The organism is Pseudomonas sp. LPB4.O, from assembly GCF_038383825.1.
GTDB lineage: Bacteria > Pseudomonadota > Gammaproteobacteria > Pseudomonadales > Pseudomonadaceae > Aquipseudomonas > Aquipseudomonas putida.
This window is the reverse complement of the sequence record NZ_CP151298.1, coordinates 1,273,426-1,299,429: the sequence shown is the minus strand read 5'-3', so window position 1 is coordinate 1,299,429 and position 26,004 is coordinate 1,273,426. Positions and strand designations below refer to the sequence as shown.

The window sequence follows — 26,004 nt, the reverse complement described above, 5'->3', positions numbered from 1 at the left end:
GCAGCCCTTCGCGGGCGTGCCCGCGAAGAAAACAACGCAGCCTTCGAAGCGTTAAACCCGCCCCAGTGCCACCGCATGATGGCGCAGGTGATCCTCGATGAAGCTGGCAATGAAGTAGTAGCTATGGTCGTAGCCCGGCTGCAAACGCAGGGTCATTTCATGCCCCCCTTTGCGTGCCGCCTGCTCCAGCGCTTCAGGCTTGAGCTGCTTTTCGAGGAAGTCGTCACGGTCGCCCTGATCGACCAGCAACGGCGGGCATTGGCCAGCAGGGGTTTCGGCCAGCAGCACGCTGGCATCCCACTCGCGCCAGCGCGCCCGGTCTTCACCCAGGTAGCGGCTGAAGGCCTTCTCGCCCCACGGGCAATCCATCGGGTTGCTGATCGGCGAGAACGCCGACACCGAGCGGTAGCGCCCCGGGTTGCGCAAGGCGCACACCAGCGCGCCGTGCCCACCCATGGAGTGGCCGCTGATGCTGCGCTCGCCCGACGCCGGGAAGTGCGCCTCGATCAGCGCCGGCAACTCCTCCACCACATAGTCGTGCATGCGGTAGTGCTGGGCCCAGGGTTGCTGGGTGGCGTTGAGGTAGAAGCCGGCCCCCAGGCCGAAGTCCCAGGCGCCGTCCGGGTCGCCCGGCACCTGCTCGCCACGCGGGCTGGTGTCGGGGGCCACGATGATCAGCCCAAGCTCCGCAGCCATGCGCTGGGCGCCGGCCTTCTGCATGAAGTTCTCGTCGGTGCAGGTGAGGCCGCTAAGCCAGTACAGCACCGGCAGCTTCTCGCCCTGCTCGGCCTGCGGTGGCAGGTACACGGCAAACACCATGTCGCAGCCCAGCACCTTGGAGTGATGCCGGTAACGCTTGTGCCAGCCGCCGAAGCTCTTCTGGCAGGAGATGTTATCCAGGCTCATGGCACACCTCTCAGAAGTGGATCACGCTGCGGATGCTCTTGCCTTCATGCATCAGGTCAAAGGCTTTGTTGATGTCCTCCAGGCCCATGGTATGGGTGATGAAGGTATCCAGCGGAATCTCGCCTTTTTCAGACATTTCCACGTAGCTTGGCAGCTCGCTGCGGCCACGCACGCCGCCAAACGCCGAACCACGCCAGACGCGCCCGGTGACCAGCTGGAACGGACGGGTGGCGATTTCCTGCCCGGCACCGGCTACGCCGATGATGACCGACTCGCCCCAGCCCTTGTGGCAGCATTCCAGGGCAGCGCGCATCAGTTGCACGTTACCAATGCACTCGAAGGAGAAGTCCACGCCGCCGTCGCTGAGGTCGACGATCACTTCCTGGATCGGGCGGTCGTATTCTTTCGGGTTGATGCAGTCGGTGGCACCCAGTTGGCGGGCGATCTCGAACTTGGCCGGGTTGATGTCGACGGCAATGATGCGCGAGGCCTTGGCCTTGACCGCACCGATCACTGCCGACAGGCCGATGCCGCCCAGGCCGAAGATGGCCACGGTATCACCGGGTTTGACCTTGGCGGTGTTGAGCACCGCGCCGATACCGGTGGTGACGCCACAGCCCAGCAGGCAGACCTTTTCCAGGGGTGCTTCTTTCTGGATCTTGGCCACGGAGATTTCCGGCAGCACGGTGTACTCGGAGAAGGTCGAGGTACCCATGTAGTGGAACAGCTGCTGGCCCTTGTACGAGAAGCGCGTGGTGCCGTCCGGCATCAGGCCCTTGCCCTGGGTAGCGCGGATGGCCTGGCACAGGTTGGTCTTGCCCGAGAGGCAGAACTTGCACTTGCCGCATTCCGGGGTGTACAGCGGGATCACATGGTCGCCCACGGCCACCGAGGTCACGCCCTCGCCTACCGCTTCGACGATCGCGCCGCCTTCATGGCCGAGGATCGACGGGAAGATGCCTTCCGGGTCGGCACCGGACAGGGTATAGGCATCGGTGTGACAGACACCACTGGCGACCACACGCAGCAGCACTTCACCGGCCTTGGGCATGGCCACGTCGACTTCGACGATTTCCAGGGGTTTCTTGGCTTCGAAGGCTACGGCAGCACGGGACTTGATCATCAAAGGTCTCCAGACAGAGGGTCGATTCAGACTAACAGTGTAATTCACCGCCTTTTGATGAATAATCCGGCCAAAGACAAAACATTATTGCCACACAGGGACAATCCATGAGCAGCCGCTGGGAAGGCATCGACGAATTCGTCGCCGTGGCCGAATCGGGCCAGTTCACGGCAGCAGCCGAACGCCTGGGGGTTTCGTCATCGCACATCAGTCGCCAGATCGCGCGGCTGGAGGAGCGCCTGCAGACGCGCCTGCTTTACCGCAGCACCCGTCGGGTCACCCTGAGCGAGGCCGGGCAGACTTTTCTGCAGCATTGCCAGCGCCTCCAGGATGGCCGCGAGGAAGCCCTGCGCGCGATGGGTGACCTGGCCAGCGAACCCAAAGGGTTGCTGCGCATGACCTGCGCGGTCGCCTACGGCGAGCGCTTCATCGTGCCGCTGGTAACACGGTTCATGGCGCTATACCCACAGTTGCGGGTGGATGTGGAACTGAGCAACCACACCCTCGACTTGCTGCATGAGGGCATGGACCTGGCCATCCGCCTGGGCCGCCTGGCCGATTCCCGGCTGGTGGCCACGCGCCTGGCGCCGCGGCGCATGTACCTGTGCGCCTCGCCGGCCTACCTGGAACGTTATGGCCGGCCGCACAGCCTGTCGGAACTGGCGCGGCACAATTGCCTGGTGGGCAGTTCGGACTTGTGGGCATTGCAACAGGACGGCCGCGAGCTCAGCCAGCGGATACAGGGCAACTGGCGCTGCAACAGTGGCCAGGCAGTGCTGGACGCGGCGCTGCAGGGGATAGGGTTGTGCCAGTTGCCGGATTACTACGTGCTGGAGCACCTGAACAGTGGTGCGCTGGTGTCCTTGCTGGAGGCGCACCAGCCGCCAAATACGGCAGTGTGGGCGCTGTATCCGCAGCAGCGGCACCTGTCACCGAAGGTGCGGCGGCTGGTGGATTACCTGAAGGAAGGGTTGGCGGGGTTGCCGGAATATAAGCTTGGCTGAAGGGATACATTTGCGGTACCGGTCCATTCGCGGGTGAACCCGCTCCCACAGGTATTCCACAAGTTGCTGATCCGGTGGAGATCCTGTGGGAGCGGGTTCACCCGCGAAGAGGCCGGTACAGAAGAGCGACGTTCAACGCCTGCCCGCCCAGCGCTGGCGCAACCATTCCAGGTCTTCGGGGCGGGTCACCTTGATGTTGTCACTGCGCCCTTCCACCAGCCGCGGCGCCTGGCCGGACCATTCGATGGCAGAGGCCTCATCGGTCACCACCACATCCGATACCAGGCACTCGGCCAGCGCCCGATGCAACGCCCCCAGGCGGAACATCTGCGGCGTATACGCCTGCCAGATAGTACTGCGGTCCACGGTAGCGCTGACCCGGCCATCGCTGTCGGCACGCTTGAGGGTGTCGCGCGCCGGCACGGCCAGCAGGCCACCCACCGGGTCGTTTGCCAGCTCCGACAACAACTTGTCCAGGTCGCTGCGCGCAAGGTTCGGCCGCGCGGCATCGTGCACCAGCACCCAGTCGCTGTCCGAGGCCCCTTGGGCATGCAGCAACAGCAACGCATTAAGCACCGAGTCGGCGCGCTCACGCCCGCCCGCTGCGCGCTGGATGCGCGAGTCGCTGGCGCAACGCAGGGTGGGCCAGAACGGGTCATCTTCAGCAATGCTGACCACCACGCCGTTAAGCCCCGGATGGCCAAGAAAACAGTCGAGGCTGTGCTCGAGAAGGGTCTGCCCGGCCAGCTCCAGGTATTGCTTGGGGCGGTCGGCAGCCATGCGGGCACCAACGCCCGCAGCAGGAATCACGGCCCAGAAGGCCGGCAAGGTATCGATCATTTCTGTGGCAACTGGAAGAGGGTTTCGCCCTCTTTGACCATTCCCAATTCGTGGCGAGCCCGCTCTTCAACGGTCTCCATGCCTTTTTTCAGCTCCAGCACTTCGGCATCGAGCACACGATTACGCTCGAGCAGGCGCTCGTTCTCGGCATGCTGCTCGGCAATCTGCTGCTTCAGCTCGGCCACTTGCGCCAGGCTGCCATTACCCACCCACAGGCGGTACTGCAGGCCACCCAGCAGCAGGAGCAGGACGAGGAACAACCAATAAGGACTGCGCATCTAGGTATCCAGGTTAAAAAGACCGCCGCACACTATGCATTTCGGGGTCTCAAATAGCACGAAGCCTGGCCGAGGCCAGGCTTCGTAGACAGAAACCCGTTGGAACGCAGTAACGTTCAGCACGAACGTCCTACAGCTCCGGCTGCTGTCTTTTTACCATCTCTTGCTTAGCCGCGAAACTCGGCACGACCACGGTAAACCGCTTTGGCACCCAGTTGCTCTTCGATGCGCAGCAGTTGGTTGTACTTGGAAACGCGGTCGGAACGGCACAGGGAACCGGTCTTGATCTGGCCGGCAGCAGTACCCACGGCCAGGTCGGCAATGGTCGAGTCTTCGGTTTCACCGGAACGGTGCGAAATCACCGCGGTGTAGCCGGCAGCCTTGGCCATCTGGATGGCTTCCAGGGTTTCGGTCAGCGAGCCGATCTGGTTGAACTTGATCAGGATCGAGTTACCGATGCCCTTCTCGATGCCTTCCTTGAGGATCTTGGTGTTGGTCACGAACAGGTCGTCGCCAACCAGCTGTACCTTCTCGCCGATCTTGTCGGTGAGGATCTTCCAGCCAGCCCAGTCGGACTCGTCCAGGCCGTCTTCGATCGAGATGATCGGGAAGCGCTCGGTCAGGCCTTTCAGGTACTCGGCGAAGCCTTCGGCGTCGAACGATTTGCCTTCGCCGGACAGGTTGTACTTGCCGTCTTCGTAGAATTCGGAAGCCGCGCAGTCCAGTGCCAGGGTCACGTCGGTGCCCAGCTTGTAGCCGGCTTTTTCGACCGCTTCGGCGATGGCAGCCAGGGCGTCTTCGTTGGAAGCCAGGTTAGGCGCGAAGCCACCTTCGTCACCCACGGCGGTGTTCAGGCCACGGGCCTTCAGCACGGCTTTGAGGTGGTGGAAGATTTCGGTGCCCATGCGCAGGCCGTCGGAGAAGGTCTTGGCGCCAACCGGCTGAACCATGAACTCCTGGATGTCGACGTTGTTGTCGGCGTGCTCGCCACCGTTGATGATGTTCATCATCGGTACCGGCATCGAGTACTGGCCCGGGGTACCGTTCAGGTTGGCGATGTGCGCGTACAGCGGCAGGTCCTGGTCCTGGGCAGCGGCCTTGGCGGCAGCCAGGGAAACAGCCAGGATGGCGTTGGCGCCCAGCTTGGCCTTGTTCTCGGTACCGTCCAGTTCGATCATGGCGCGGTCCAGGGCCTTCTGGTCGGAAGGGTCCTTGCCCAGCAGCAGCTCACGGATCGGGCCGTTGATGTTGCCGACGGCTTTCAGCACGCCCTTGCCCAGGTAACGGCTCTTGTCGCCATCACGCAGCTCCAGCGCTTCGCGCGAGCCGGTGGAAGCACCGGACGGCGCGCAAGCGCTGCCGATGATGCCGTTGTCGAGCAGTACATCGGCTTCCACGGTGGGGTTGCCACGCGAATCGAGAACTTCACGACCTTTGATGTCGACGATTTTTGCCATTGTTGTAAGCACTCCAGAATTGACGAAAACAACCTAGCTTAAGAAATTCTTGCCGTTCACCAGGCGGACTTTGCAGTGGGCAGGCCGGGTGAAGGGAGCCCCTGACCGATTGGTCAGGGGTGGATCGGGCGGTACTTTACCCGAGAAATGAGCTTTACGCGGTTTCTACCGTCGGAAAACTTTTCACCAGGTCGTCCAGTTGCTTGAGCTGGGCCAGGAATGGCTCCAGTTTGTCCAGGCGCAGGGCGCATGGGCCATCGCACTTGGCGTTGTCCGGGTCGGGGTGGGCTTCGAGGAACAGGCCGGCCAGGCCCTGGCTCATGCCGGCCTTGGCCAGGTCGGTGACCTGGGCGCGGCGGCCACCGGCGGAATCGCTGCGACCACCCGGCATCTGCAGGGCGTGGGTCACGTCGAAGAACACCGGGTACTCGAACTGCTTCATGATGCCGAAGCCGAGCATGTCCACTACAAGGTTGTTGTAGCCGAAGCTCGAACCACGCTCGCAGAGGATCAACTGGTCGTTACCGGCCTCAGCGCACTTGGCCAGGATGTGTTTCATTTCCTGGGGTGCGAGGAACTGGGCCTTCTTGATGTTGATCACCGCGCCGGTCTTGGCCATGGCCACCACCAGGTCGGTCTGCCGCGACAGGAAGGCCGGCAGCTGGATGATGTCGCACACCTTGGCTACGGGCTCGGCCTGGTAAGGCTCGTGCACGTCGGTGATCACCGGCACGTTGAAGGTGCGCTTGATCTCTTCGAAGATCTTCAGCCCTTCTTCCATGCCCGGACCACGGTAGGACGTCACCGACGAACGGTTGGCCTTGTCGAAGCTGGCCTTGAACACGTACGGGATACCGAGCTTCTCGGTCACCCGCACGTACTCTTCGCAGACCTTCATTGCCAGGTCACGGGACTCCAGGACGTTCATCCCGCCGAACAGGACGAACGGCTTGTCGTTGGCGATCTCGATGTTACCGACGCGAATGATCTTCTGGGTCATTGATCAGGCCTTGTTCTTCTGAGCCAGGGCTGCCTTGACGAAACCACTGAACAGCGGGTGGCCGTCACGCGGGGTGGAGGTGAATTCCGGGTGGAACTGGCAGGCAACGAACCATGGGTGGTCCTTGGACTCGACCACTTCCACCAGCGCCCCGTCTTCGGAACGGCCGGAAACCACCAGGCCGGCATCGACCAGTTGCGGCAGCAGGTTGTTGTTCACTTCGTAGCGGTGACGGTGACGCTCGGTGATCACGTCCTTGTTGTAGCAGTCGTGCACCTTGGAACCGGCAGCCAGCTGGCAGTCCTGTGCGCCCAGGCGCATGGTGCCGCCAAGGTCGGAAGCCTCGGTACGGGTCTCGACGGCACCGGTGGCATCAGCCCACTCGGTGATCAGGCCGACGACCGGGTGGCCGCTGTTGCGGTCGAACTCGGTGGAGTTGGCGTCTTTCCAGCCCATCACGTTACGGGCGAACTCGATCACGGCCACCTGCATGCCCAGGCAGATGCCCAGGTACGGTACCTTGTTCTCACGGGCGTATTGCACCGCGGTGATCTTGCCTTCCACGCCGCGCAGGCCGAAACCGCCCGGCACCAGAATGGCGTCGGCGCCTTCGAGCAGGCTGGTGCCCTGGTTCTCGATGTCTTCCGAGTCGATGTAGCGCAGGTTGACCTTGGTGCGGTTGGTGATGCCGGCGTGGCTCATCGCTTCGATCAGCGACTTGTACGCATCCAGCAGCTCCATGTACTTGCCGACCATGGCGATGGTCACTTCGTGCTCAGGGTTGAGCTTGGCATCGACCACTTTGTCCCACTCGGACAGGTCGGCGCCATTGCACTGCAGGCCGAAACGCTCGACGACGAAGTCGTCCAGGCCCTGTGCATGCAGCACGCCCGGAATCTTGTAGATGGTGTCGACGTCTTCCAGCGAAATCACCGCACGCTCTTCAACGTTGGTGAACAGCGCGATCTTGCGACGCGACGAAGCATCGACCGGGTGGTCGGAGCGGCAGATCAGCACGTCAGGCTGCAGGCCGATGGAGCGCAGCTCCTTGACCGAGTGCTGGGTCGGCTTGGTCTTGGTTTCGCCAGCGGTGGCGATGTACGGGACCAGGGTCAGGTGCATCAGCATGGCGCGCTTGGAGCCCACCTCGACGCGCAGCTGGCGAATGGCCTCGAGGAACGGCTGCGACTCGATGTCACCCACGGTACCGCCGATTTCCACCAGGGCCACGTCGGCATCGCCGGCGCCCTTGATGATGCGACGCTTGATCTCGTCGGTGATGTGCGGGATGACCTGGATGGTCGCGCCCAGGTAGTCACCACGACGCTCTTTACGCAGCACATGCTCGTAAATTCGACCCGTGGTGAAGTTGTTGTTCTGGGTCATGGTGGTGCGGATGAACCGCTCGTAGTGGCCCAGGTCGAGGTCAGTCTCGGCGCCATCGTGGGTGACGAACACTTCACCGTGCTGGAACGGGCTCATGGTGCCCGGATCGACGTTGATGTACGGATCCAGCTTGAGCATGGTGACCTTCAGGCCCCGCGCTTCCAGGATGGCCGCCAGGGAAGCCGAGGCAATGCCTTTCCCCAATGAAGAAACAACACCGCCCGTGACGAATATGTAGCGCGTCATGAAAAACCCTAGAAGTCTGCGTTAAGGCGGCCAGCGCCGCCGGAGAAAGCGAAGGAAGGCCGAAGCCCCCGATCACCTGCGTCAGTCACAGTGCATCTCGAAAAACTGTCGCGTCTGTACAGACCAGGGGTATCCCCGGCATGGAGCTCGCTCGTCATTTTCAGAATCAGCCCAGCAAAAAACTGCTTGGTAACCGGCAACCCCTGTGTTTTCGCGGAAGCCACAGAAGTTGTATCAAGAAGGGAGGGTAGTCTACCGGAATGTACCCTTCATCTCAAACCTTGCGCGCTCGTCGGCAACTGCCAATGCAGCTGGCAATCCGCCTGCACCAGCCCAGGCAGGTTGGCCACCGCCAGCAGGCGCTCCCCCTGGTACAGCAACGGCAGGCGCGGACGCAGGAAATACGGCACCCGCTGCTCATTGAGCAGACGCTTGAGATCGCGCCGGCCGCGACCGGGAACCTCCAGCATTTCGCCGCCCTGGCGGTAGGCAATGCGCAGACCAGCCATTGGCACGGCGACATCAAGACGCACCCTGCCGTTACCTGGCAGTACCAAGGGCAACGTTGAATTCGGCCAGGCCATTTCTCCGACAGGCTGTTGCAGCCAGTCGCCGCTCAGCCACCAGATGCGGCCATCGCTGCGCAGCAGCTGCCCATCGGCAAGCCGCCAGACCGGCCGGGCATCGGCGGCAGCATCGCGCAGGTCTGCCCAGCCGGCCCAATGCCGAGTGTCGGGCAGACGGGTGCGCCGGCTCAGCCAGTATTGCAAGGCATTGCGCTGACGGGCTGGCGACAGCGCCGTGAGCGTGGCCAGGTCAAGGGAGTCCAGGCCCGACCAGGCGACGGACGCCCCCTCCTGCGCAGGCGCCAGGTCGCCCTGGGCCAGTTCATCCAGCAGGCCCAGGGCTTCACCCAGGTGCTCTGCGGCGCGTGCGAGATTCTGGCTGGCCTGTGGCCAACGTTGTTGCAACTGCGGGAACACTTCGCCGCGCAGGTAGTTGCGGGCAAATTGTGTGTCGGTGTTTGACGGGTCTTCGATCCATGCAAGCCCATTCACCTTGGCATAGTCATGCAGTTGCTGGCGTGAACAACCCAGCAACGGCCTGACCAGGGTGCCCTGCCCTAGCGCCCGCTGCCCGGGCATCGCCGCCAGGCCACGCAACCCGGCGCCGCGCAACAGGCGGAACAACAGGGTTTCGGCCTGGTCGTCGCGGTGCTGCCCGGTGAACAGAATGTCGCCAGGGCCGAGGGACTGCTTGAAAGCGGCATAGCGAGCGTCGCGGGCAGCCTGTTCCAGGCTCGCGCCGGGGCTGACCTGGACGTGGATGACCTGGAGTTCGATGCCGAGATTGTCACAGACGGCTTTGCAATGGGCGGGCCAGGCGTCGGCAGCGGCTTGCAGGCCGTGGTGGATATGGAGGGCGCGCAGTGGGGGGGATGCGTGGTTGCGGACGTGGTCGGCCAGCAGGTGCAGGAGGACGGTGGAGTCGAGGCCGCCGGAGAAGGCTATGCACCAGGTGGGGGCTTGCAGCCAGGGGGTGAGGTTGATCATGAGGGCCTCACATGGCTTGAGATTGCCGGGGGTGCTTTGCACCTCTTTCGCCGGCAAGCCAGGCTCCCACAGTGAGCCTTGTGGGAGCCTGGCTTGCCGGCGAATGGGCCGCAGAGCGGCCCCGGTGGTATGTCAGAGGCCGTAGCTCATCAGGCGCTCGTAGCGGCGAGCCAGCAGCGCGTCGTTATCGAACTTGCCGAGCATGTCCAGCTGTTCGATCAGGTCAGCACGGATGCTTTCCGACACTTTCACCGGATCACGATGGGCGCCGCCCAACGGCTCCTGGATGACCTTGTCGACGATGTTCAGGCTCTTCAGGCGTTCGGCAGTGATGCCCATGGCCTCAGCGGCGTCGGCCGCCTTGTCGGCAGTCTTCCACAGGATCGACGCGCAGCCTTCCGGCGAGATCACCGAGTAGGTGGAGTATTGCAGCATGTTCAGCTGGTCGCACACGCCGATGGCCAGTGCACCGCCAGAACCACCCTCACCGATCACGGTGGCAATGATCGGGGTTTTCAGGCGCGCCATCACGCGCAGGTTCCAGGCGATTGCCTCGCTCTGGTTGCGCTCTTCGGCATCGATACCCGGATAGGCACCCGGGGTGTCGATGAAGGTCAGGATCGGCATCTTGAAGCGTTCGGCCATTTCCATCAGGCGGCAAGCCTTGCGGTAGCCTTCAGGGCGCGGCATACCGAAGTTGCGGCGTACCTTCTCGCGCACTTCACGGCCCTTCTGGTGGCCGATCACCATGACCGGCTTGCCATCCAGGCGCGCGGTACCACCGACGATGGCGGCGTCGTCGGAGAAGTGGCGGTCACCGTGCAGCTCTTCGAACTCGGTGAAGATGTGCTCCAGGTAGTCCAGTGTGTAAGGACGACGCGGGTGACGTGCCAGGCGGGCGATCTGCCAGCTGGTCAGGTTGCCGAAGATGCTTTCGGTCAGTGTGTTGCTCTTGTCTTGCAGACGGGCAATTTCATCGCTGATGTTCAGCGAGTTGTCGTTACCTACCAGGCGCAGGCCTTCGATCTTGGCTTGCAGGTCGGCAATCGGCTGTTCGAAATCGAGAAAATTCGGGTTCATAGTCATCCGTCTTGGGTCTACGGCCAGGCGGCCGGCCGGTTGATCCGTTTGGCGCCCTACCTTAAGGGATCAGGCGCATTCAGGTCGAGATTAAATTTTTGTCGATTCAACGATATTGCAGGAAGACGTTCTCACGCCCGAACTGGTCACGCAGCGCCTGAATCAGCCCATCGGCCGGGTCGATAGACCACTGCTCACCGAACTGCAGCATGGCCTTGGCGTCGCTGCCGGTGTACTCCAGGGTGATCGGGCAAGCACCGCGATGGCGGGTGATCAGTTCGCCCAGCCACTTCAGCCGGTCGCCCTTGAGCGCCTCGTGTGCCACCTTCAGGCGCAGGCTCTCGGCCAGCTTGGTGCGCGCGTCTTCCATTGTCATCACCTGCTTTACCCGCAGGCGCAGGCCGCCGGAGAAGTCGTCGTTGCTGACCTCGCCTTCGACGACCACCATCGCATCGGCCTGCAGCAAGGACTGTGCCGCCATGAAGGAATCGGCGAACAGCGAAGCCTCGATGCGCCCGGAGCGGTCATCCAGGGTGACGAAGCCCATCTTGTCGCCCTTCTTGTTCTTCATTACGCGCAGGGCAATGATCATGCCGGCGACAGTCTGGGTTTCGCGCGACGGCTTGAGGTCGATGATGCGCTGGCGGGCGAAGCGGCGGATCTCGGCCTCGTACTCATCGATCGGGTGGCCGGTGAGGTACAGGCCAAGGGTGTCCTTCTCGCCCTTCAGGCGCTCTTTGAGGGTCAGCTCGCGCACCTTGCGGTGGTTGGCATAGACGTCGACTTCCACCTCGTCGAACATGCTGCCGAACAGGTCGACATGGCCGCTGTCAGCGGTGTGAGCCGCCTGCTCTGCAGCCTTGATGGCCTCACCCAGGGCCGAGAGCAAGGTTGCACGGTTGATGTCGATGTTGGCCTGGTAGGCCTTGATCTCATCATGGAAGTGCGGGCCAAGACGGTCCAGTGCGCCACTGCGCACCAGCGCATCCAGGGTGCGCTTGTTGACCCGCTTGAGGTCGATGCGCTCGCAGAAGTCGAACAGGTCCTTGAACGGCCCGCCTTGGGCACGCGCCTCGACGATCGCTTCCACCGGGCCTTCGCCGACACCCTTGATGGCGCCCAGGCCATAGACGATACGACCATCGTTGTTGACGGTGAACTTGAAGTCGGAAAAGTTCACATCCGGCGCGTCGAGGCGCAGCTTCATGCTGCGCACCTCCTCGACCAGCACCACCACCTTGTCGGTGTTGTGCATGTCCGCGGACAGCACGGCAGCCATGAACGGCGCCGGGAAGTGGGTTTTCAGCCAGGCCGTCTGGTAGGACACCAGGCCATAGGCGGCGGAGTGGGATTTGTTGAAGCCATAACCCGCAAACTTTTCCACCAGGTCAAAGATGTTACCGGCCAGGTCGGCATCGATGCCGTTGTTGGCGCAACCTTCGATGAAGCCACCACGCTGCTTGGCCATTTCCTCGGGTTTTTTCTTACCCATAGCCCGACGCAGCATATCTGCACCACCGAGGGTGTAGCCTGCCATCACCTGGGCGATCTGCATCACCTGTTCCTGGTACAGGATGATGCCGTAGGTAGGCGCCAGCACCGGTTGCAGGCCTTCATACTGGTAATCGGGGTGCGGGTAGGCCAGCTCGGCGCGGCCGTGTTTGCGGTTGATGAAGTCGTCCACCATGCCCGACTGCAGCGGGCCCGGGCGGAACAGCGCCACCAGTGCGATAAGGTCTTCGAGGCAGTCGGGCTTGAGTTTCTTGATCAGCTCCTTCATGCCACGGGATTCAAGCTGGAACACCGCAGTGGTTTCGGCTTTTTGCAGCAGCTCGTAAGTCTTGCGGTCATCCAGCGGGATGAAGTCGATGTTGAGATCTGGCAGGTTTTTCTTGGCCTGCTCGCGGTTGATGATCTCCATCGCCCACTTGATGATGGTCAGGGTCCGCAGGCCGAGGAAGTCGAACTTGACCAGGCCGGCGGCCTCGACGTCGTCCTTGTCGAACTGGGTTACCAGGCCGCCGCCCTCTTCGTCACAGGCGATCGGCGAAAAATCGGTGAGCTTGGTCGGCGCGATAACCACACCACCGGCGTGCTTGCCGGTACCCCGGGTGACGCCTTCCAGCTTCAGCGCCATATCCCAGATTTCGCGGGCATCCTCGTCGCCCTTGAGGAAGTCGCGCAGGATTTCTTCCTGCTCGTAGGCCTTCTCCAGGGTCATACCCACTTCGAACGGGATCATCTTCGACAGGCGGTCGGCCAGGCCGTAGGACTTGCCCTGCACCCGCGCCACGTCTCGCACTACCGCCTTGGCGGCCATGGTACCAAAGGTGATGATCTGGCTGACCGCATTGCGCCCGTAGGCATCGGCCACGTATTCGATCACCCGATCCCGGCCATCCATGCAGAAGTCGACGTCGAAGTCGGGCATGGAAACCCGTTCAGGGTTGAGGAAGCGCTCGAACAGCAAGTCGTAGGCCAGCGGGTCGAGGTCGGTGATCTTCAGCACGTAGGCCACCAGCGAGCCTGCGCCCGAACCACGGCCAGGTCCGACCGGCACGCCGTTGTTCTTGGCCCACTTGATGAAGTCCATCACGATCAGGAAGTAACCGGGGAAGCCCATCTGGATGATGATATCCAGCTCGAACTTCAGGCGGTCCAGGTAGACCTGGCGCTTCTCTTCGTAATTGGGTGTGGTGTCTTTCGGCCACAACACCGCCAGGCGCTCTTCCAGGCCTTCGTGGGACACAAGCCGCAGGTAGTCGTCAATGCCCATACCGTTCGGCGTGGGGAAGTCGGGCAGGAAGTGCTTGCCCAGCTGAACCTGGATGTTGCAGCGCTTGGCGATCTCGACGGTGTTGGCGATGGCGTCGGGCAGGTCGCTGAACAGCTCGGCCATTTCCTCGGACGATTTCAGGTACTGCTGGTCACTGTAGCCACGCGGGCGGCGCGGGTCGTCAAGGGTCCAGCCCTCGCCAATGCAAACGCGGGTTTCGTGGGCGTCGAAGTCCGCCTGCTTGATGAAACGCACGTCGTTGGTGGCCACCAGCGGGGCGCCAAGCTTGTCGGCCAGGGCCACCGCCGCGTGCACGTATTCTTCATCGCGGGCGCGGTTGGTGCGCTGCACTTCAACGTAGAAGCGCTCGGGGAACATGCCCATCCAGTCTTGCAGCAGGGCCTGGGCTTCTTCATCCCGGCCGGACAACAAGGCCATGCCGATATCGCCTTCCTTGCCCGCTGACAGGGCAATCAGGCCCTCGCTGGCGGGGGCGATCCATTCACGCTGGAGGATGACCAAGCCGTTGCGCTGGCCATCGGTCCAGCCGCGCGAGATCAGCTCGGTGAGGTTGCGATAGCCCTTGGCATCCATGGCCAGGAAGCAGATGCGCGACAGCGGCGCCTCCGGATCGGCACCGGCCAGCCACAGGTCGGCACCACAGATCGGCTTGATGCCCGCGCCCATGGCAGCCTTGTAGAACTTCACCAGCGAGCACATGTTGCTCTGGTCGGTGATCGCCACCGCCGGCATGTTCATCCCGGCCAGCGCCTTGGCCAGCGGTTTGATCCGCACCAGGCCGTCGACCAGCGAGAATTCGGAGTGGACGCGCAGGTGAACGAAGGGAACCGACATGGAAGATCCTGTAGCAGTGCTTAACGACAAGGGCGGGATTGTAGCTTAAATGGGGAAGAGATTTGGGGCTGCTTGCACCCTCCCTGTAGGAGCAGCCTTGTGCTGCGAAAGGGCCAGTACAGGCACAGCAACTTCATTTACCTGACTGGCGCTTTCGCAGCACAAGGCTGCTCCTACAAGAGCGAAAGGGCCGCGAAGTGCCCTGGCAGGTCAGATAAGGGAATCGGTGACGCCTTCGCGTGCTTCCAAGGCCGCACGCACCGGGGCAAAGGAACGCCGATGGATGGGCGTAGGGCCCAGGCGTGCGAGCGCCTCAAGGTGCACCGGGGTCGGGTAACCTTTGTGCCCACCCATGCCATACCCTGGGTAGATCAGCTCGAACGCGCTCATCTCACGGTCACGGGTTACCTTGGCCAGGATCGAGGCAGCTGCAATAGCCGGCACCTGGCTATCGCCTTTGATCACCGGCGACGCCGGCACGGCCAGCTTCGGGCAGCGGTTGCCATCGATCAGGGCCAGCTTCGGCGTAATGTGCAGGCCCTGCACCGCACGCTGCATGGCCAGCATCGTGGCCTGCAGGATGTTCAGGCGGTCGATTTCCTCGACCTCGGCGCGGGCGATGCAGAAGCTCAAGGCCTTTTCACAGATCTCGTCGAACAACGCCTCGCGCTTGGCTTCGGTGAGTTTCTTCGAATCGTTCAGGCCGAGGATCGGGCGCGCCGGATCAAGGATCACCGCCGCCGTCACCACCGCCCCGCACAGCGGCCCGCGGCCCACTTCGTCGACGCCGGCGACCAGGTCCTCGACCAGGTTGAAGTCCAGTCCAATTTGCATGTCAGCGGTCCTTGAGCAAGGCCAGTACCGCCTCGGCCGCCTGGTTGGAGGCGTCACGGCGCAGGGTGCGGTGAATTTCGTCGAAACGTTCGGTCTGCTGGCTGCCATCGCGCACCAGCGGTGCAAGGGTGTTGGCCAAGGCTTCGCTGGTGGCGGCGTCCTGCAACAGTTCGGGCACCAGTTCACGCTGGGCGAGCAGGTTTGGCAGGGACACGTAAGGGCTCTTCACCAGGCGCTTGAGGATCCAGTAGGTCAAGGGCGCAAGGCGGTAGGCCACCACCATTGGCCGCTTGTACAGCAGCGCTTCGAGGGTGGCTGTGCCCGAGGCGATCAGTACTGCATCACAGGCCGCCAGGGCCTGGTGCGACCGGCCATCGAGCAGGGTCAGTGGCAGTTGGCGCCCTTCGAGCATCTGTTCGACCTGGGCACGCCGCGCGGCGTTGGCGCAGGGCAGCACGAAGTGCACGCCTGGCACCTGCTGCTGCAGGCGCTCGGCGGCGTCGAGGAACAACGCCCCCAGGCGCCCTACCTCGCCACCCCGGCTGCCAGGCATCAGTGCAACCACCGGCCCGTCGCCCAGGCCCAGTGCAGCACGTGCTGCCGGGCGGTCGGTTTCAAGCGGTATGGTGTCGGCCAGCGGGTGACCGACAAAGCGCACCGGCACTCCCTGCTCTTCATAGAACCGCGCCTCGAACGGCAGCAGCGTCAGCATCAGGTCGCAGCCTTCGCGAATCTTCAGTACGCGCTTCTGCCGCCAGGCCCAGACCGACGGGCTGACGTAGTGCACGGTCTTGATTCCGACCTGGCGCAGTTTCAGTTCAATGTTGAGGGTGAAGTCGGGGGCGTCGATGCCGATGAAAACATCCGGCTTTTCGTCGATCAGTGTCTGGATCAGCAGCTTGCGGCGTTTGAGCAGCTCGCGCAGGCGCCCCAGCACTTCGACCAGGCCCATGACCGCCAGGCGCTCCATGGGGAAGTACGATTGCAGGCCTTCGGCTTCCATCAACGGGCCGCCAACGCCAATGAAACGTACATCGGGGTGGCGTGCCTTGAGGGCACGCATCAAGCCTGAACCAAGAATATCGCCGCTGGCCTCACCTGCGACCAAGGCTACGCAAAGCGGGGCCATGTCAGCGGGTGATGCCGCGGGCGGAATTCACGATCGACTGACGGAACAGGTCGACCTCAGGGTGCTTCGCCGCCATTTCGGCCAGTTCCTTGAGCGCGTCTTCGACGGTCAGGCCCTGACGATAGACAATCTTGTAGCAACGGCGCAGCACGTGGATCACCTCGTCGCTGAAACCGCGGCGGCGCATGCCCTCGAAGTTCATGCTGCGGGCTTCGGCCGGGCTGCCGAACACGGTGACGAAGGCCGGGACGTCCTTGCCGATCGCCGTGCCCATGCCGGAAAACGCGTGGGCACCGATATGGCAGTACTGATGCACCAGGGTATAGCCGGACAGAATCGCCCAGTCGCCTACGTGCACGTGGCCGGCCAAGGCCGTGTTGTTGACCAGGATGCAGTGGTTGCCAATGACGCTGTCGTGGCCGATGTGGGCATAGGCCATGATCAGGTTGTGGTCGCCCACGGTGGTTTCCGCACGGTCCTGAACGGTGCCGCGGTGAATGGTCACCCCTTCGCGGAACACATTGTGATCGCCGATCACCAGGCGCGTCGGCTCACCCTTGTACTTGAGGTCCGGGGTATCTTCGCCAATGGAGGAAAACTGAAAGATACGGTTGTGCTTGCCGATGCGGGTCGGCCCTTTGAGCACAACATGCGGGCCGATAACGGTACCCTCCCCGATTTCCACATCGGGGCCAACGATCGACCAAGGGCCGACCTCGACACCATCGGCCAGCTTGGCCGACGGGTCGATAATGGCCCGAGGATCAATCGAATTCATAGGGAGCGTTCCGCGCATGTGATCTGTGCCGAGCAAACCGGTTTGCCGTCGACCAGGGCGCGGCATTCAAACTTCCAGATCATGCTCTTGCGGCTGAGGAACTTGGCTTCCAGCACCAACTGGTCACCCGGCAGTACCGGCTGACGGAAACGCAGCTTGTCAGAACCAACGAAGTAGTACAGGGTGCCATCAGCGGGCTTGGCATCGAGCATCTTGAAACCGAGGATGCCGGCCGCCTGGGCCATGGCTTCAATGATCAAAACGCCCGGCATGATCGGGTGCGCCGGGAAATGGCCGTTGAAGAACGGCTCGTTGATGCTGACATTCTTGTAGGCACGAATGCTCTGGGCCTCGAAGTCCAGATCCGTCACCCGGTCCACCAGCAGGAACGGGTAACGGTGAGGCAGGTATTCGCGAATCTCGTTGATGTCCATCATTTCGGGGGGGAAGCCTGTAATAAGAATAGGGAGCGCAGGTGCTGACCACACGCTCCTTTAGCAATCCAAAGAGGAGCCAGCTAGCGACTGTTCACTCTTGCTCAGGGAATGGTATCAGCCTTCTGATGTCGGCAGGCCACCTGAGGTCACGGTATCGACGCGTTTTTCCAGCTGCTGAAGACGCTTGGCCATGTCATCCAGCTGGCGGATCCGCGCAGCGCTCTTGCGCCAGTCAGCCAAAGGCTGCATGGCTGTGCCGGATGAATAGGAACCGGGTTCAGTGATCGAACGGGTTACCATTGTCATCCCTGAAACAAATACGTTATCGCAAATATCAATGTGCCCTACCAGGCCCACGCCCCCGGCCAGCATGCAATGCTTGCCGATGCGCGTACTGCCGGAAATGCCCACACAAGCGGCCATGGCCGTGTGGTCACCGATCTGCACGTTGTGGGCGATCTGGATCTGGTTGTCGAGCTTGACCCCGTCGCCGATCCGCGTGTCGGACAGCGCACCACGGTCGACGGCAGTATTGACGCCGATTTCCACGTCATCACCAATGGTGACGCCGCCGATCTGGGCGATCTTGCGCCAGATACCCTTCTCATTGGCAAAGCCGAAGCCTTCGCCGCCGATCACAGCACCCGACTGGATGACCACGCGCTTGCCGATCACGACGTCGTGATACAACGTCACCCGCGGCGCCAGCCAGCCGCCTTCACCTACAACGCAACGCGCACCGATGAAGCAATGGGCGCCGATGCAGACATCAGCCTCGATGCGCGCACCGCTTTCGATCACCGCGAACGGCCCGATGCTGGCGCTGGCGTCCACCTGCGCGTCCCCAGCCACCACGGCGCTGGGATGGATTCCCGCCACAGCCTTGGGTTTGGGGTCGAACAGGTGGGAAATACGCGCATACGCCTGGTACGGGTCGGCCACGATCAGGGCATTGCCAGCGAAACTTTCGGCATCCGCAGCCTTGAGCAATACCGCACCTGCCTGGCAGTTATCCAGGTACTTGCGGTACTGCGGGTTGGCGAGGAAGCTCAATTGACCGGGGCCTGCCTCCTGCAAGGTGGCCAGCCCGGTAATCTGCAACGCCTCGGGCCCCTTGAGGGTGGCACCGAGGGCCTCGGCCAGTTGGCCTAGCGTCATGGTCACACTCATATCAACGGGCTTGGTTCATGCGCTCGATGACCTGGCGGGTGATGTCGTACTGAGGTTTGACATCGATGACCGCACCACGCTCGAGGACCAGGTCAAAACCGCCCTTCTTGATCACTTCCTCGACAGCACCATCCAGCTTCGGCTTCAGTTGCTTGAGCATGTCGCGGTCAGCAACGGCTTTGGCTTCGTTCAGTTCTTTGGACTGGAACTGGAAGTCACGGGCCTTTTGCTTGAACTCGAGCTCCAGGCGCTCACGCTCCTGCTGCTGCATCTTGTCGCCGCCCTTGATCAGACGGTCCTGGATGCCCTTGGCGCTGCTTTCCAGGCTTTTCAGCTTGGTCAGTTGCGGACCGAACTTCTTCTCGGCATCGACCGCGTATTTCTTGGCGGCATCCGATTCGAGCAGGGCCATCTGATAGTTCAGCACGGCAACCTTCATTTCGGCGAATGCCGGGGTGGCGACCAGCGCCGCGGCCACTACGGCCAGTTGAGCCAATTTACGCACGATGCACTCCTGGATAAACCGTTGTCGTTAAGCAAGGGCCGACCTTAGAAGGTCTGGCCCAGAGAGAATTGGAACACCTGGGTATCGGCATCGTCCGGCTTTTTGACCGGCATTGCCAGGCTGAAGCTCAACGGGCCCAGTGCGGTAATCCAGGTCACACCCAAGCCGACCGAACTGGCCATGCCCGAGAAGCCGACTTTCTCGCAATCAGGCTTGTTGCCGCAATTGGTGTCGAACACGTTACCCACGTCCCAGAACACGGAGGTGCGCAGCGAACGCTGGTCCTTGACGAACGGCAGCGGGAACAGCAACTCGACGCCACCTTGCACCAGCACGTTACCGCCGAACGGCAACGGATCCTGATCCGGGTCGGCGATGGTGCCCTCTCGCGTACCGTCACTTGGCGTACTGCGCGGGCCCAGGCTGCTGTCCTTGAAGCCACGGACAGAGTTGAACCCCCCTGCGAAGTAGTTCTCGTAGAACGGCAGGCCGGAAGTGCTGCCATAACCATCACCATAGCCCAGCTCGGTGTGCAGGCGCAGGGTGTAGTCGTTGTTGATCGGCTGGAACAGCTGGCCACGATAATCGAGCTTGAAGAACGACAGGTCGCTGCCCGGAATGGTGGATTCCAGGGTCAGGCTTTGCGAGTGACCACGGGTGGCCAGCACGCCTTTGTTCAGGGTCGACTCGGACCAGCCGATCGAGGCCTTGAAGTTCAGGAAGTTCTCGCCCTCCTGTTCGAGGAAGTCGAAGATCTCGTCAACGGTGTACTTACCGGTCTTGATCTTGTCCTGCTGCACGCTCAGGCCGTAGGTCAGGCGCGAGGTTTCGCTGATCGGGTAGCCAAGGCTGACGCCGGCACCCAGGCTGTCCACCGCATAGCTGGCCACATCGACGTCGAGGTCGTCGTAGTCGGTGCTGCGGTAGAAGGCGTTGTAACCCAGGCTGACACCGTCGGCGGTGAAGTAGGGGTCCACGAAGCCGAAGTTGTAGCGGGTCTGGTATTCCGAACGGGTCAGGCCGATGGACACCTTGTTACCGGTACCCAGGAAGTTGCTCTGGCTGATCGAACCACCGAGGATCAGGCCGGCGCTCTGGGCGAAACCGACGCTGGCGGTGATCGAGCCGGAGGCTTGCTCTTCAACGCTGTAGTTGACGTCGACCTGGTCGTCAGTGCCTGGCACCGGCGGAGTCTCGACGTTGACTTCCTTGAAGAAGCCCAGGCGCTCCAAGCGGGTCTTGGACTGGTCGATCAGGTAGGTCGAAGCCCAGCCGCCTTCCATCTGGCGCATTTCGCGACGCAGCACTTCGTCTTCGGTCTTGGTGTTGCCGCGGTAGTTGATGCGGTTGACGTAGGCACGCTTGCCCGGGTCGACCACGAACATGATGTCGACCGTGTGGTCCTGGTCGTTCGGCTGTGGCACGCCGTTGACGTTGGCGAAGGTGTAGCCTTCGTTGCCCAGACGACGGGTGATCAGCTCGGAGGTGGTGGTCATCACCTTGCGCGAGAACACCTGGCCCGGCTGCACCAGCAGCAGCGACTTGACCTGGTCTTCCGGCACTTTCAGGTCACCGGACAGCTTCACGTCGCGAACGGTGTACTTCTCGCCTTCGTTGATGTTGACGGTGATGTAGACGTGTTTCTTGTCTGGCGTGATGGACACCTGGGTGGAGGCGATGTCCATGTTGATGTAGCCGCGGTCGAGGTAGTAGGAACGCAGCCGCTCCAGGTCACCGGACAGTTTTTCGCGGGCGTACTTGTCGTCGTTCTTGAAGAACGACAGCCAGTTGGTGGTCTTCAGCTCGAACAGCTGGCCCAGGGTGTCATCATCGAACACGTTGTTGCCAACGATGTTGATATGCTGGATGGCAGCGACGGTGCCTTCGTTGATCTTGATCTTCAGCGCCACGCGGTTGCGCGGCTGCGGCACGACTTCGGCGTCGACCTCGGCCGAATAGCGGCCCTGGGCCACGTACTGGCGCTGCAGCTCGTTACGCACACCTTCAAGGGTGGCACGCTGGAAGATCTCGCCTTCGGCCAGGCCCGATTGTTTCAAGCCCTTCATCAGGTCTTCGGTGCTGATCGCCTTGTTGCCTTCGATCTCGATGCTCGACACCGACGGGCGCTCGACCACGTTGATGATCAGCACATTGCCATCGCGGTTCAGCTGGATGTCCTGGAAGAACCCGGTCTTGAACAGGGAACGGGTCGAGTCCACCAGGCGGCGGTCATCGGCCTGATCGCCGACGTTCAGCGGCAAGGCACCGAAGACACTGCCAGCGGAAACCCGCTGCAGGCCGTTGACGCGAATATCGGAGATGGTGAAGGACTCGGCGTGAACTTCAGCGATCATCAGTGCGGACATGACCGCAGTTAGCAGCAGACGTTTCATGAAGTCCTTTTATTCCAACTGGCAATAAACAACCTGCCGCGACAACGCGGCAGGTTCGCAATTGAGCGAAGCTTTATAGTCGACCCAGATCGTTGATCAGGGCGAGCAACATCACCCCTATGACCAAACTGATACCGATCTGGACCCCCCAACCTTGCACCCGATCTGACAGCGGACGACCGCGCGCCAACTCGACCAGGTAAAACAGCAAATGCCCCCCATCCAGTACCGGGATGGGCAGCAAGTTAAGAACCCCCAGGCTTATGCTCAGGTAGGCCAGGAAATTCAGGAAATCCCCCACGCCGGACTGGGCTGAAGCGCCCGCCACTTTAGCAATGGTTATCGGTCCACTCAAGTTTTTTACCGAGAGCTCCCCGAACAGCATTTTCTTCAGCGATTCAAGGGTCAGCACGCTCATGTTCCAGGTGCGGGACAACCCCTCACCCACCGCCTCGAGCGGGCCGTAGCTGATTTCGCGGAGCATGCTGGCAGGCCATTCGCCACCTTTTACCCCGGCGCCAAGATAGCCACCGGCAGCCTTGCCCTCACCCTTGCGTGCCAGGGTCACCGGCACCTCCAGGGCAGCGCCGTCGCGCTCCACACGCACGACCACATTGGCATCCGGGCGAGCACGCACGCTGTCGACGACCTGCTGCCATTCCGTCACCGGCACGCCATCGACACTCAGCAGCTTGTCGCCTGTCTTGAGACCCGCAGCGGCAGCCGGCCCCTTCGGATCAATCTCGGCCAGCACCGGCACCATCGCCGGGCGCCAAGGGTGCAGCCCCAAGGACTGGATAGGGTCCGGCTCGTCAGCACCCTTGAGCCAGCTGTCCAGCTTGACCTGCAGCTGGCGCTCAGCCGTGGCGCCTTCGTCGCGCACGCCAACCTGCAACGTGCCGCTTTCGCCCAGGCGACGAACCAGCTGCAGGTTGACCGCCGACCAACCGTTGGTCGGCTTGCCGTCGATTGAAACGATTTCCTGACCTGCAGTCAGCCCGGCCGATGCTGCCAGGCTGCCAGCATCGACCGTACCGATCACGGGACGGACCTGCTGGGTACCCAGCATCGCCAGCACCCAGAAGAACAGGATGGCCAGCAGGAAGTTGGCAATCGGGCCCGCCGCGACAATCGCGATACGCTGGCCCACGGACTTGCGGTTGAACGACTGATCAGCCAGCGCAGGCGGTACATCGCCCTCGCGCTCGTCGAGCATCTTCACGTAGCCGCCCAGCGGAATTGCTGCTACCACAAATTCGGTGCCATGGCGGTCATGCCAGCGCAGCAGCGGCGTGCCGAAGCCCACCGAGAAGCGCAGCACCTTGACGCCGCAGCGGCGTGCCACCCAGAAGTGGCCGAATTCATGGAAAGTGACCAGCACACCCAAAGCCACGAGGGTGCCGATAATCATGTAGAGCGCTGTCATGTCCATCTCCGAATGATGTTCAGCGGGCCGGCATCATGCCAACCCCCTCACGAACCTGGGGGGGCTTGCATCAGCGACCGTGACGCCTCAGCCACTCACGGGAAAGCTCCCGGGCACGCTGGTCGGCGGCGAACACCGCGTCCAGCGACGGCAGCGGCACGACGGGCTCCTGATCGAGCACCTGTTCGATCATACCCGCGATCTCCGGGAAGCGGATACGCCGCTCAAGAAATGCCTCGACCGCCACTTCGTTGGCCGCATTGAGTACGGCGGGTGCGCTGTTGCCGGCCTCGGCAGCCTGCCGCGCCAGGCGCAGGCAAGGGAAGCGCTGTTCGTCGGGCGCCTGGAAATCCAGACGGGCGATGGCAAACAGGTCCAGCGGAGCCACCCCGGAATCGATGCGCTCAGGCCAGGCCAGGGCATTGGCGATGGGCGTACGCATGTCCGGGTTACCCAGCTGCGCCAATACCGAGCCGTCCACGTAATCGACCAGGGAGTGGATGACACTCTGTGGGTGCACCACCACCTCGACCTTGGCCGGCGCGGCATCGAACAACCAGCAAGCCTCGATCAGTTCGAGCCCCTTGTTCATCATGCTGGCCGAATCCACGGAAATCTTGCGCCCCATCGACCAGTTGGGGTGCGCACAGGCCTGCTCCGGCGTCACATCGAGCAACGCCTCGACCGGCGTTTCGCGGAACGGGCCACCGGAAGCCGTCAGCAGAATCCGACGCACGCCAACCGCGCTCAGGCCGCGTGCGTAGTCGCCGGGCATGCACTGGAAGATCGCATTGTGCTCGCTATCGATCGGCAACAATACGGCGCCGCTGCGCCGCACTGCCTCGATGAACAGCGCACCGGACATCACCAGGGCTTCCTTGTTGGCCAGCAACACCTTTTTGCCCGCCTCCACGGCAGCCAAGGTCGGGCGCAGGCCGGCGGCACCGACAATCGCTGCCATCACTGCATCCACTTCCGCTGCCGAAGCCACCTGGCAAAGCCCGGCCTCGCCTTCCAGCACCTCGGTGGCGCAGCCGGCCGCTGCCAGGGTTTCGCGCAGCCGCACGGCCGCCTCGGCACTCGGCACCACAGCGAACGCCGGGCGATGGCGCACGCACAGGGCCAGCAACTCGTCGATGCGCGAATACCCGCTGAGGGCGAACACCTGGTAGCGATCGGGATGGCGCGCGATCACATCCAGCGTGCTCAGGCCGATGGAGCCGGTGGCCCCGAGAACGGTAATACGCTGCGGGCGGCTCACATCACACCCCATTCGGCAGCCCACAACAACACGGCGAAAATCGGGATCGCTGCTGTAAGGCTGTCAATGCGGTCGAGTACACCACCATGGCCGGGCAGTAGATTGCTGCTGTCCTTGATACCGGAACGGCGCTTGAACATGCTCTCTGTCAGGTCACCGACCACCGAGGACATGACCAGCAGTGCGGCGCCCAGCAGGCCCAGCAGGATCTGACCGAAACCCCAGTCGCGACTGATGCCGACCGCCAAGGTAATGGCCAGGCTCACCGCCAGGCCGCCATACACGCCTTCCCAGCTCTTGCCCGGGCTGACCTGCGGGGCCAGCTTGCGCTTGCCGAAGGCCCTGCCAGAGAAGTAAGCGCCAATATCGGCGGCCCACACCAGCACCATGACCGACAGGATCAGCCAGTTGCCCAGCGGCCAGTGCTTGAGCAGCACCAGCCCCTGCCAGGCCGGCAGCAATACCAGCAGGCCGATCAGCAACCGGCAGGCCGCACTGGCCCACAGCTCGCTGCTGCGCGGGTAGGTAAGCACCAGCCAGGTGGCCAGCCCCCACCAGATCACCGCGGCACCCAGCACCCAGGGCGCCAGCTCCGGAAGGATGTACAGCAACATCAGCGCTCCGGCGACCACCGCGGCATAGGCGATGCGCATTGGCTGGGTCATCAACCCGGCCAGGCGCGCCCACTCCCAGGCGCCAAGGGTCACCACGAAGCCGATGAACAGGGCGAAATCCCCGCCGTTGAGCAGGAAGAAGCCACCCAGCGCGATCGGCAGCAGGATCAGCGCAGTAATGATGCGTTGTTTAAGCATTAAGCACGAGCTCCAGCCTCGACCTGCTCGCTGGTCTTACCGAAGCGGCGCTGGCGCGAAGCGAAATCGACCAGGGCATTGCGCATGGCCTCGTGTTTGAAGTCCGGCCAGTACAGGTCGGAGAAGTACAGCTCGGCGTAGGCCAGCTGCCACAACAGGAAATTGCTGATGCGGTGCTCGCCACCGGTGCGAATGCACAGGTCCGGCAACGGTAGCTCGCCGGTTGCCAGGCAGGTCTGCAGCAGGCCCGGGGTGATGTCTTCCGGGCGCAGGTGCCCGGCCTGCACTTCCCGCGCCAGCCGCTGCGCGGCCTGGGCGATGTCCCACTGGCCGCCGTAGTTGGCCGCGATCTGCAGGATGAAGCGGTTGTTGCCGGCGGTCAGCGCCTCGGCTTCGCGCATGGCAGCCTGCAACTCGGGATGGAAGCGCGAACGGTCACCGATGATGCGCAAGCTGATGTTGTTCTCGTTGAGGCGCTTGGCTTCACGGCGCAGGGCCGAGAAGAACAGCTCCATCAGCGCACCGACCTCTTCGGCGGGGCGCTGCCAGTTTTCGCTGGAGAACGCGAACAGGGTCAATACCTCGACCCCGGACTTGGCACACACCTCGATGACCGCGCGAACGGCGTCGACACCCGCCTTGTGCCCGGCAACGCCGGGCAGCAGGCGTTTTTTCGCCCAGCGGTTGTTGCCATCCATGATGATCGCGACATGACGCGGCACCGAGGACGGCGCCACTGGCTTGGTCTTTTCCAT

General features: G+C 62.6%; 22 protein-coding genes. 1 reads left to right on the top strand and 21 read right to left on the bottom strand.

Annotation, left to right across the window (positions count from 1 at the left end; translation table 11 throughout):
- Positions 1–51: 51 nt before the first annotated feature.
- Together fghA and MRBLPB4O_RS05840 are read right to left on the bottom strand one after the other, a co-directional pair.
- Complete coding sequence (gene fghA / locus MRBLPB4O_RS05845; RefSeq protein ID WP_016501147.1) at positions 52–906, bottom strand: S-formylglutathione hydrolase; 855 nt, start codon at positions 904–906, stop codon at positions 52–54.
- Positions 907–916: 10 nt separating this feature from the next.
- Complete coding sequence (locus MRBLPB4O_RS05840) at positions 917–2,029, bottom strand: S-(hydroxymethyl)glutathione dehydrogenase/class III alcohol dehydrogenase (protein ID WP_341797773.1); 1,113 nt, start codon at positions 2,027–2,029, stop codon at positions 917–919.
- 107 nt (positions 2,030–2,136) lie between these two features.
- Between MRBLPB4O_RS05840 and MRBLPB4O_RS05835 the strand changes: the two genes are divergently transcribed.
- Positions 2,137–3,033 carry a LysR substrate-binding domain-containing protein gene (locus tag MRBLPB4O_RS05835; RefSeq protein WP_341797772.1) on the top strand — a complete coding sequence of 299 codons (897 nt, stop codon included), beginning with the start codon at positions 2,137–2,139 and terminating at the stop codon, positions 3,031–3,033.
- A gap of 132 nt (positions 3,034–3,165) precedes the next feature.
- Here the strand turns inward: MRBLPB4O_RS05835 and ispD are convergent, their stop codons facing one another.
- From ispD to uppS, 19 genes are all read right to left on the bottom strand, one after another.
- Entirely contained in the window at positions 3,166–3,873 is a 708-nt protein-coding gene (gene ispD, locus MRBLPB4O_RS05830) for a 2-C-methyl-D-erythritol 4-phosphate cytidylyltransferase (RefSeq protein ID WP_341797771.1), read from the bottom strand.
- Positions 3,870–4,151, bottom strand: coding sequence for a cell division protein FtsB (gene ftsB / locus MRBLPB4O_RS05825; protein ID WP_023381955.1), 282 nt, complete (start codon positions 4,149–4,151; stop codon positions 3,870–3,872). Before ftsB ends, ispD begins: the two co-directional genes overlap by 4 nt.
- A 167-nt stretch (positions 4,152–4,318) precedes the next feature.
- The gene (gene eno, locus MRBLPB4O_RS05820) at positions 4,319–5,608 is read right to left on the bottom strand and encodes a phosphopyruvate hydratase (RefSeq protein ID WP_016501151.1); all 1,290 of its coding nucleotides are present in this window, start codon (positions 5,606–5,608) and stop codon (positions 4,319–4,321) included.
- Positions 5,609–5,762: 154 nt separating this feature from the next.
- Positions 5,763–6,608, bottom strand: coding sequence for a 3-deoxy-8-phosphooctulonate synthase (kdsA, locus tag MRBLPB4O_RS05815; RefSeq protein WP_016501152.1), 846 nt, complete (start codon positions 6,606–6,608; stop codon positions 5,763–5,765).
- A 3-nt stretch (positions 6,609–6,611) separates the two neighbouring features.
- On the bottom strand, positions 6,612–8,240 hold the full coding sequence (locus tag MRBLPB4O_RS05810; protein ID WP_016501153.1) for a CTP synthase: 1,629 nt from the start codon (positions 8,238–8,240) through the stop codon (positions 6,612–6,614).
- Between the two features lie 269 nt (positions 8,241–8,509).
- On the bottom strand, positions 8,510–9,793 hold the full coding sequence (gene tilS / locus MRBLPB4O_RS05805; RefSeq protein WP_341797770.1) for a tRNA lysidine(34) synthetase TilS: 1,284 nt from the start codon (positions 9,791–9,793) through the stop codon (positions 8,510–8,512).
- 132 nt (positions 9,794–9,925) lie between these two features.
- Positions 9,926–10,873, bottom strand: a complete 948-nt coding sequence (accA, locus tag MRBLPB4O_RS05800) for an acetyl-CoA carboxylase carboxyl transferase subunit alpha (RefSeq protein ID WP_016501155.1) — start codon at positions 10,871–10,873, stop codon at positions 9,926–9,928.
- 106 nt (positions 10,874–10,979) lie between these two features.
- Positions 10,980–14,504: a DNA polymerase III subunit alpha gene (dnaE, locus tag MRBLPB4O_RS05795; RefSeq protein WP_341797769.1), complete on the bottom strand. Its 3,525-nt coding sequence runs from the start codon at positions 14,502–14,504 to the stop codon at positions 10,980–10,982.
- Between the two features lie 210 nt (positions 14,505–14,714).
- Complete coding sequence (rnhB, locus tag MRBLPB4O_RS05790) at positions 14,715–15,338, bottom strand: ribonuclease HII (RefSeq protein WP_341797768.1); 624 nt, start codon at positions 15,336–15,338, stop codon at positions 14,715–14,717.
- A gap of 1 nt (position 15,339) precedes the next feature.
- Positions 15,340–16,467, bottom strand: coding sequence for a lipid-A-disaccharide synthase (lpxB, locus tag MRBLPB4O_RS05785; RefSeq protein WP_341797767.1), 1,128 nt, complete (start codon positions 16,465–16,467; stop codon positions 15,340–15,342).
- Between the two features lies 1 nt (position 16,468).
- A complete protein-coding gene (gene lpxA / locus MRBLPB4O_RS05780) occupies positions 16,469–17,245 on the bottom strand; it encodes an acyl-ACP--UDP-N-acetylglucosamine O-acyltransferase (protein ID WP_019473001.1) in 777 nt (258 codons plus the stop codon).
- Entirely contained in the window at positions 17,242–17,682 is a 441-nt protein-coding gene (fabZ, locus tag MRBLPB4O_RS05775; RefSeq protein WP_008094893.1) for a 3-hydroxyacyl-ACP dehydratase FabZ, read from the bottom strand. The genes lpxA and fabZ overlap by 4 nt, the downstream gene beginning before the upstream one ends.
- A 114-nt stretch (positions 17,683–17,796) precedes the next feature.
- Positions 17,797–18,852, bottom strand: coding sequence for a UDP-3-O-(3-hydroxymyristoyl)glucosamine N-acyltransferase (gene lpxD / locus MRBLPB4O_RS05770; protein WP_341797766.1), 1,056 nt, complete (start codon positions 18,850–18,852; stop codon positions 17,797–17,799).
- A gap of 1 nt (position 18,853) precedes the next feature.
- The gene (locus tag MRBLPB4O_RS05765) at positions 18,854–19,357 is read right to left on the bottom strand and encodes an OmpH family outer membrane protein (RefSeq protein WP_012270843.1); all 504 of its coding nucleotides are present in this window, start codon (positions 19,355–19,357) and stop codon (positions 18,854–18,856) included.
- A 44-nt stretch (positions 19,358–19,401) separates the two neighbouring features.
- Positions 19,402–21,750, bottom strand: coding sequence for an outer membrane protein assembly factor BamA (gene bamA / locus MRBLPB4O_RS05760; protein ID WP_341797765.1), 2,349 nt, complete (start codon positions 21,748–21,750; stop codon positions 19,402–19,404).
- 73 nt (positions 21,751–21,823) lie between these two features.
- Positions 21,824–23,176 (bottom strand): RIP metalloprotease RseP, encoded by a 1,353-nt coding sequence (rseP, locus tag MRBLPB4O_RS05755; RefSeq protein ID WP_341797764.1) that lies wholly within the window; start codon positions 23,174–23,176, stop codon positions 21,824–21,826.
- A gap of 70 nt (positions 23,177–23,246) precedes the next feature.
- Positions 23,247–24,437: a 1-deoxy-D-xylulose-5-phosphate reductoisomerase gene (gene ispC, locus MRBLPB4O_RS05750; protein WP_016501163.1), complete on the bottom strand. Its 1,191-nt coding sequence runs from the start codon at positions 24,435–24,437 to the stop codon at positions 23,247–23,249.
- Positions 24,434–25,249, bottom strand: a complete 816-nt coding sequence (locus tag MRBLPB4O_RS05745; RefSeq protein ID WP_341797763.1) for a phosphatidate cytidylyltransferase — start codon at positions 25,247–25,249, stop codon at positions 24,434–24,436. Before MRBLPB4O_RS05745 ends, ispC begins: the two co-directional genes overlap by 4 nt.
- On the bottom strand, positions 25,249–26,004 hold the full coding sequence (gene uppS, locus MRBLPB4O_RS05740) for a polyprenyl diphosphate synthase (RefSeq protein ID WP_341797762.1): 756 nt from the start codon (positions 26,002–26,004) through the stop codon (positions 25,249–25,251). Before uppS ends, MRBLPB4O_RS05745 begins: the two co-directional genes overlap by 1 nt.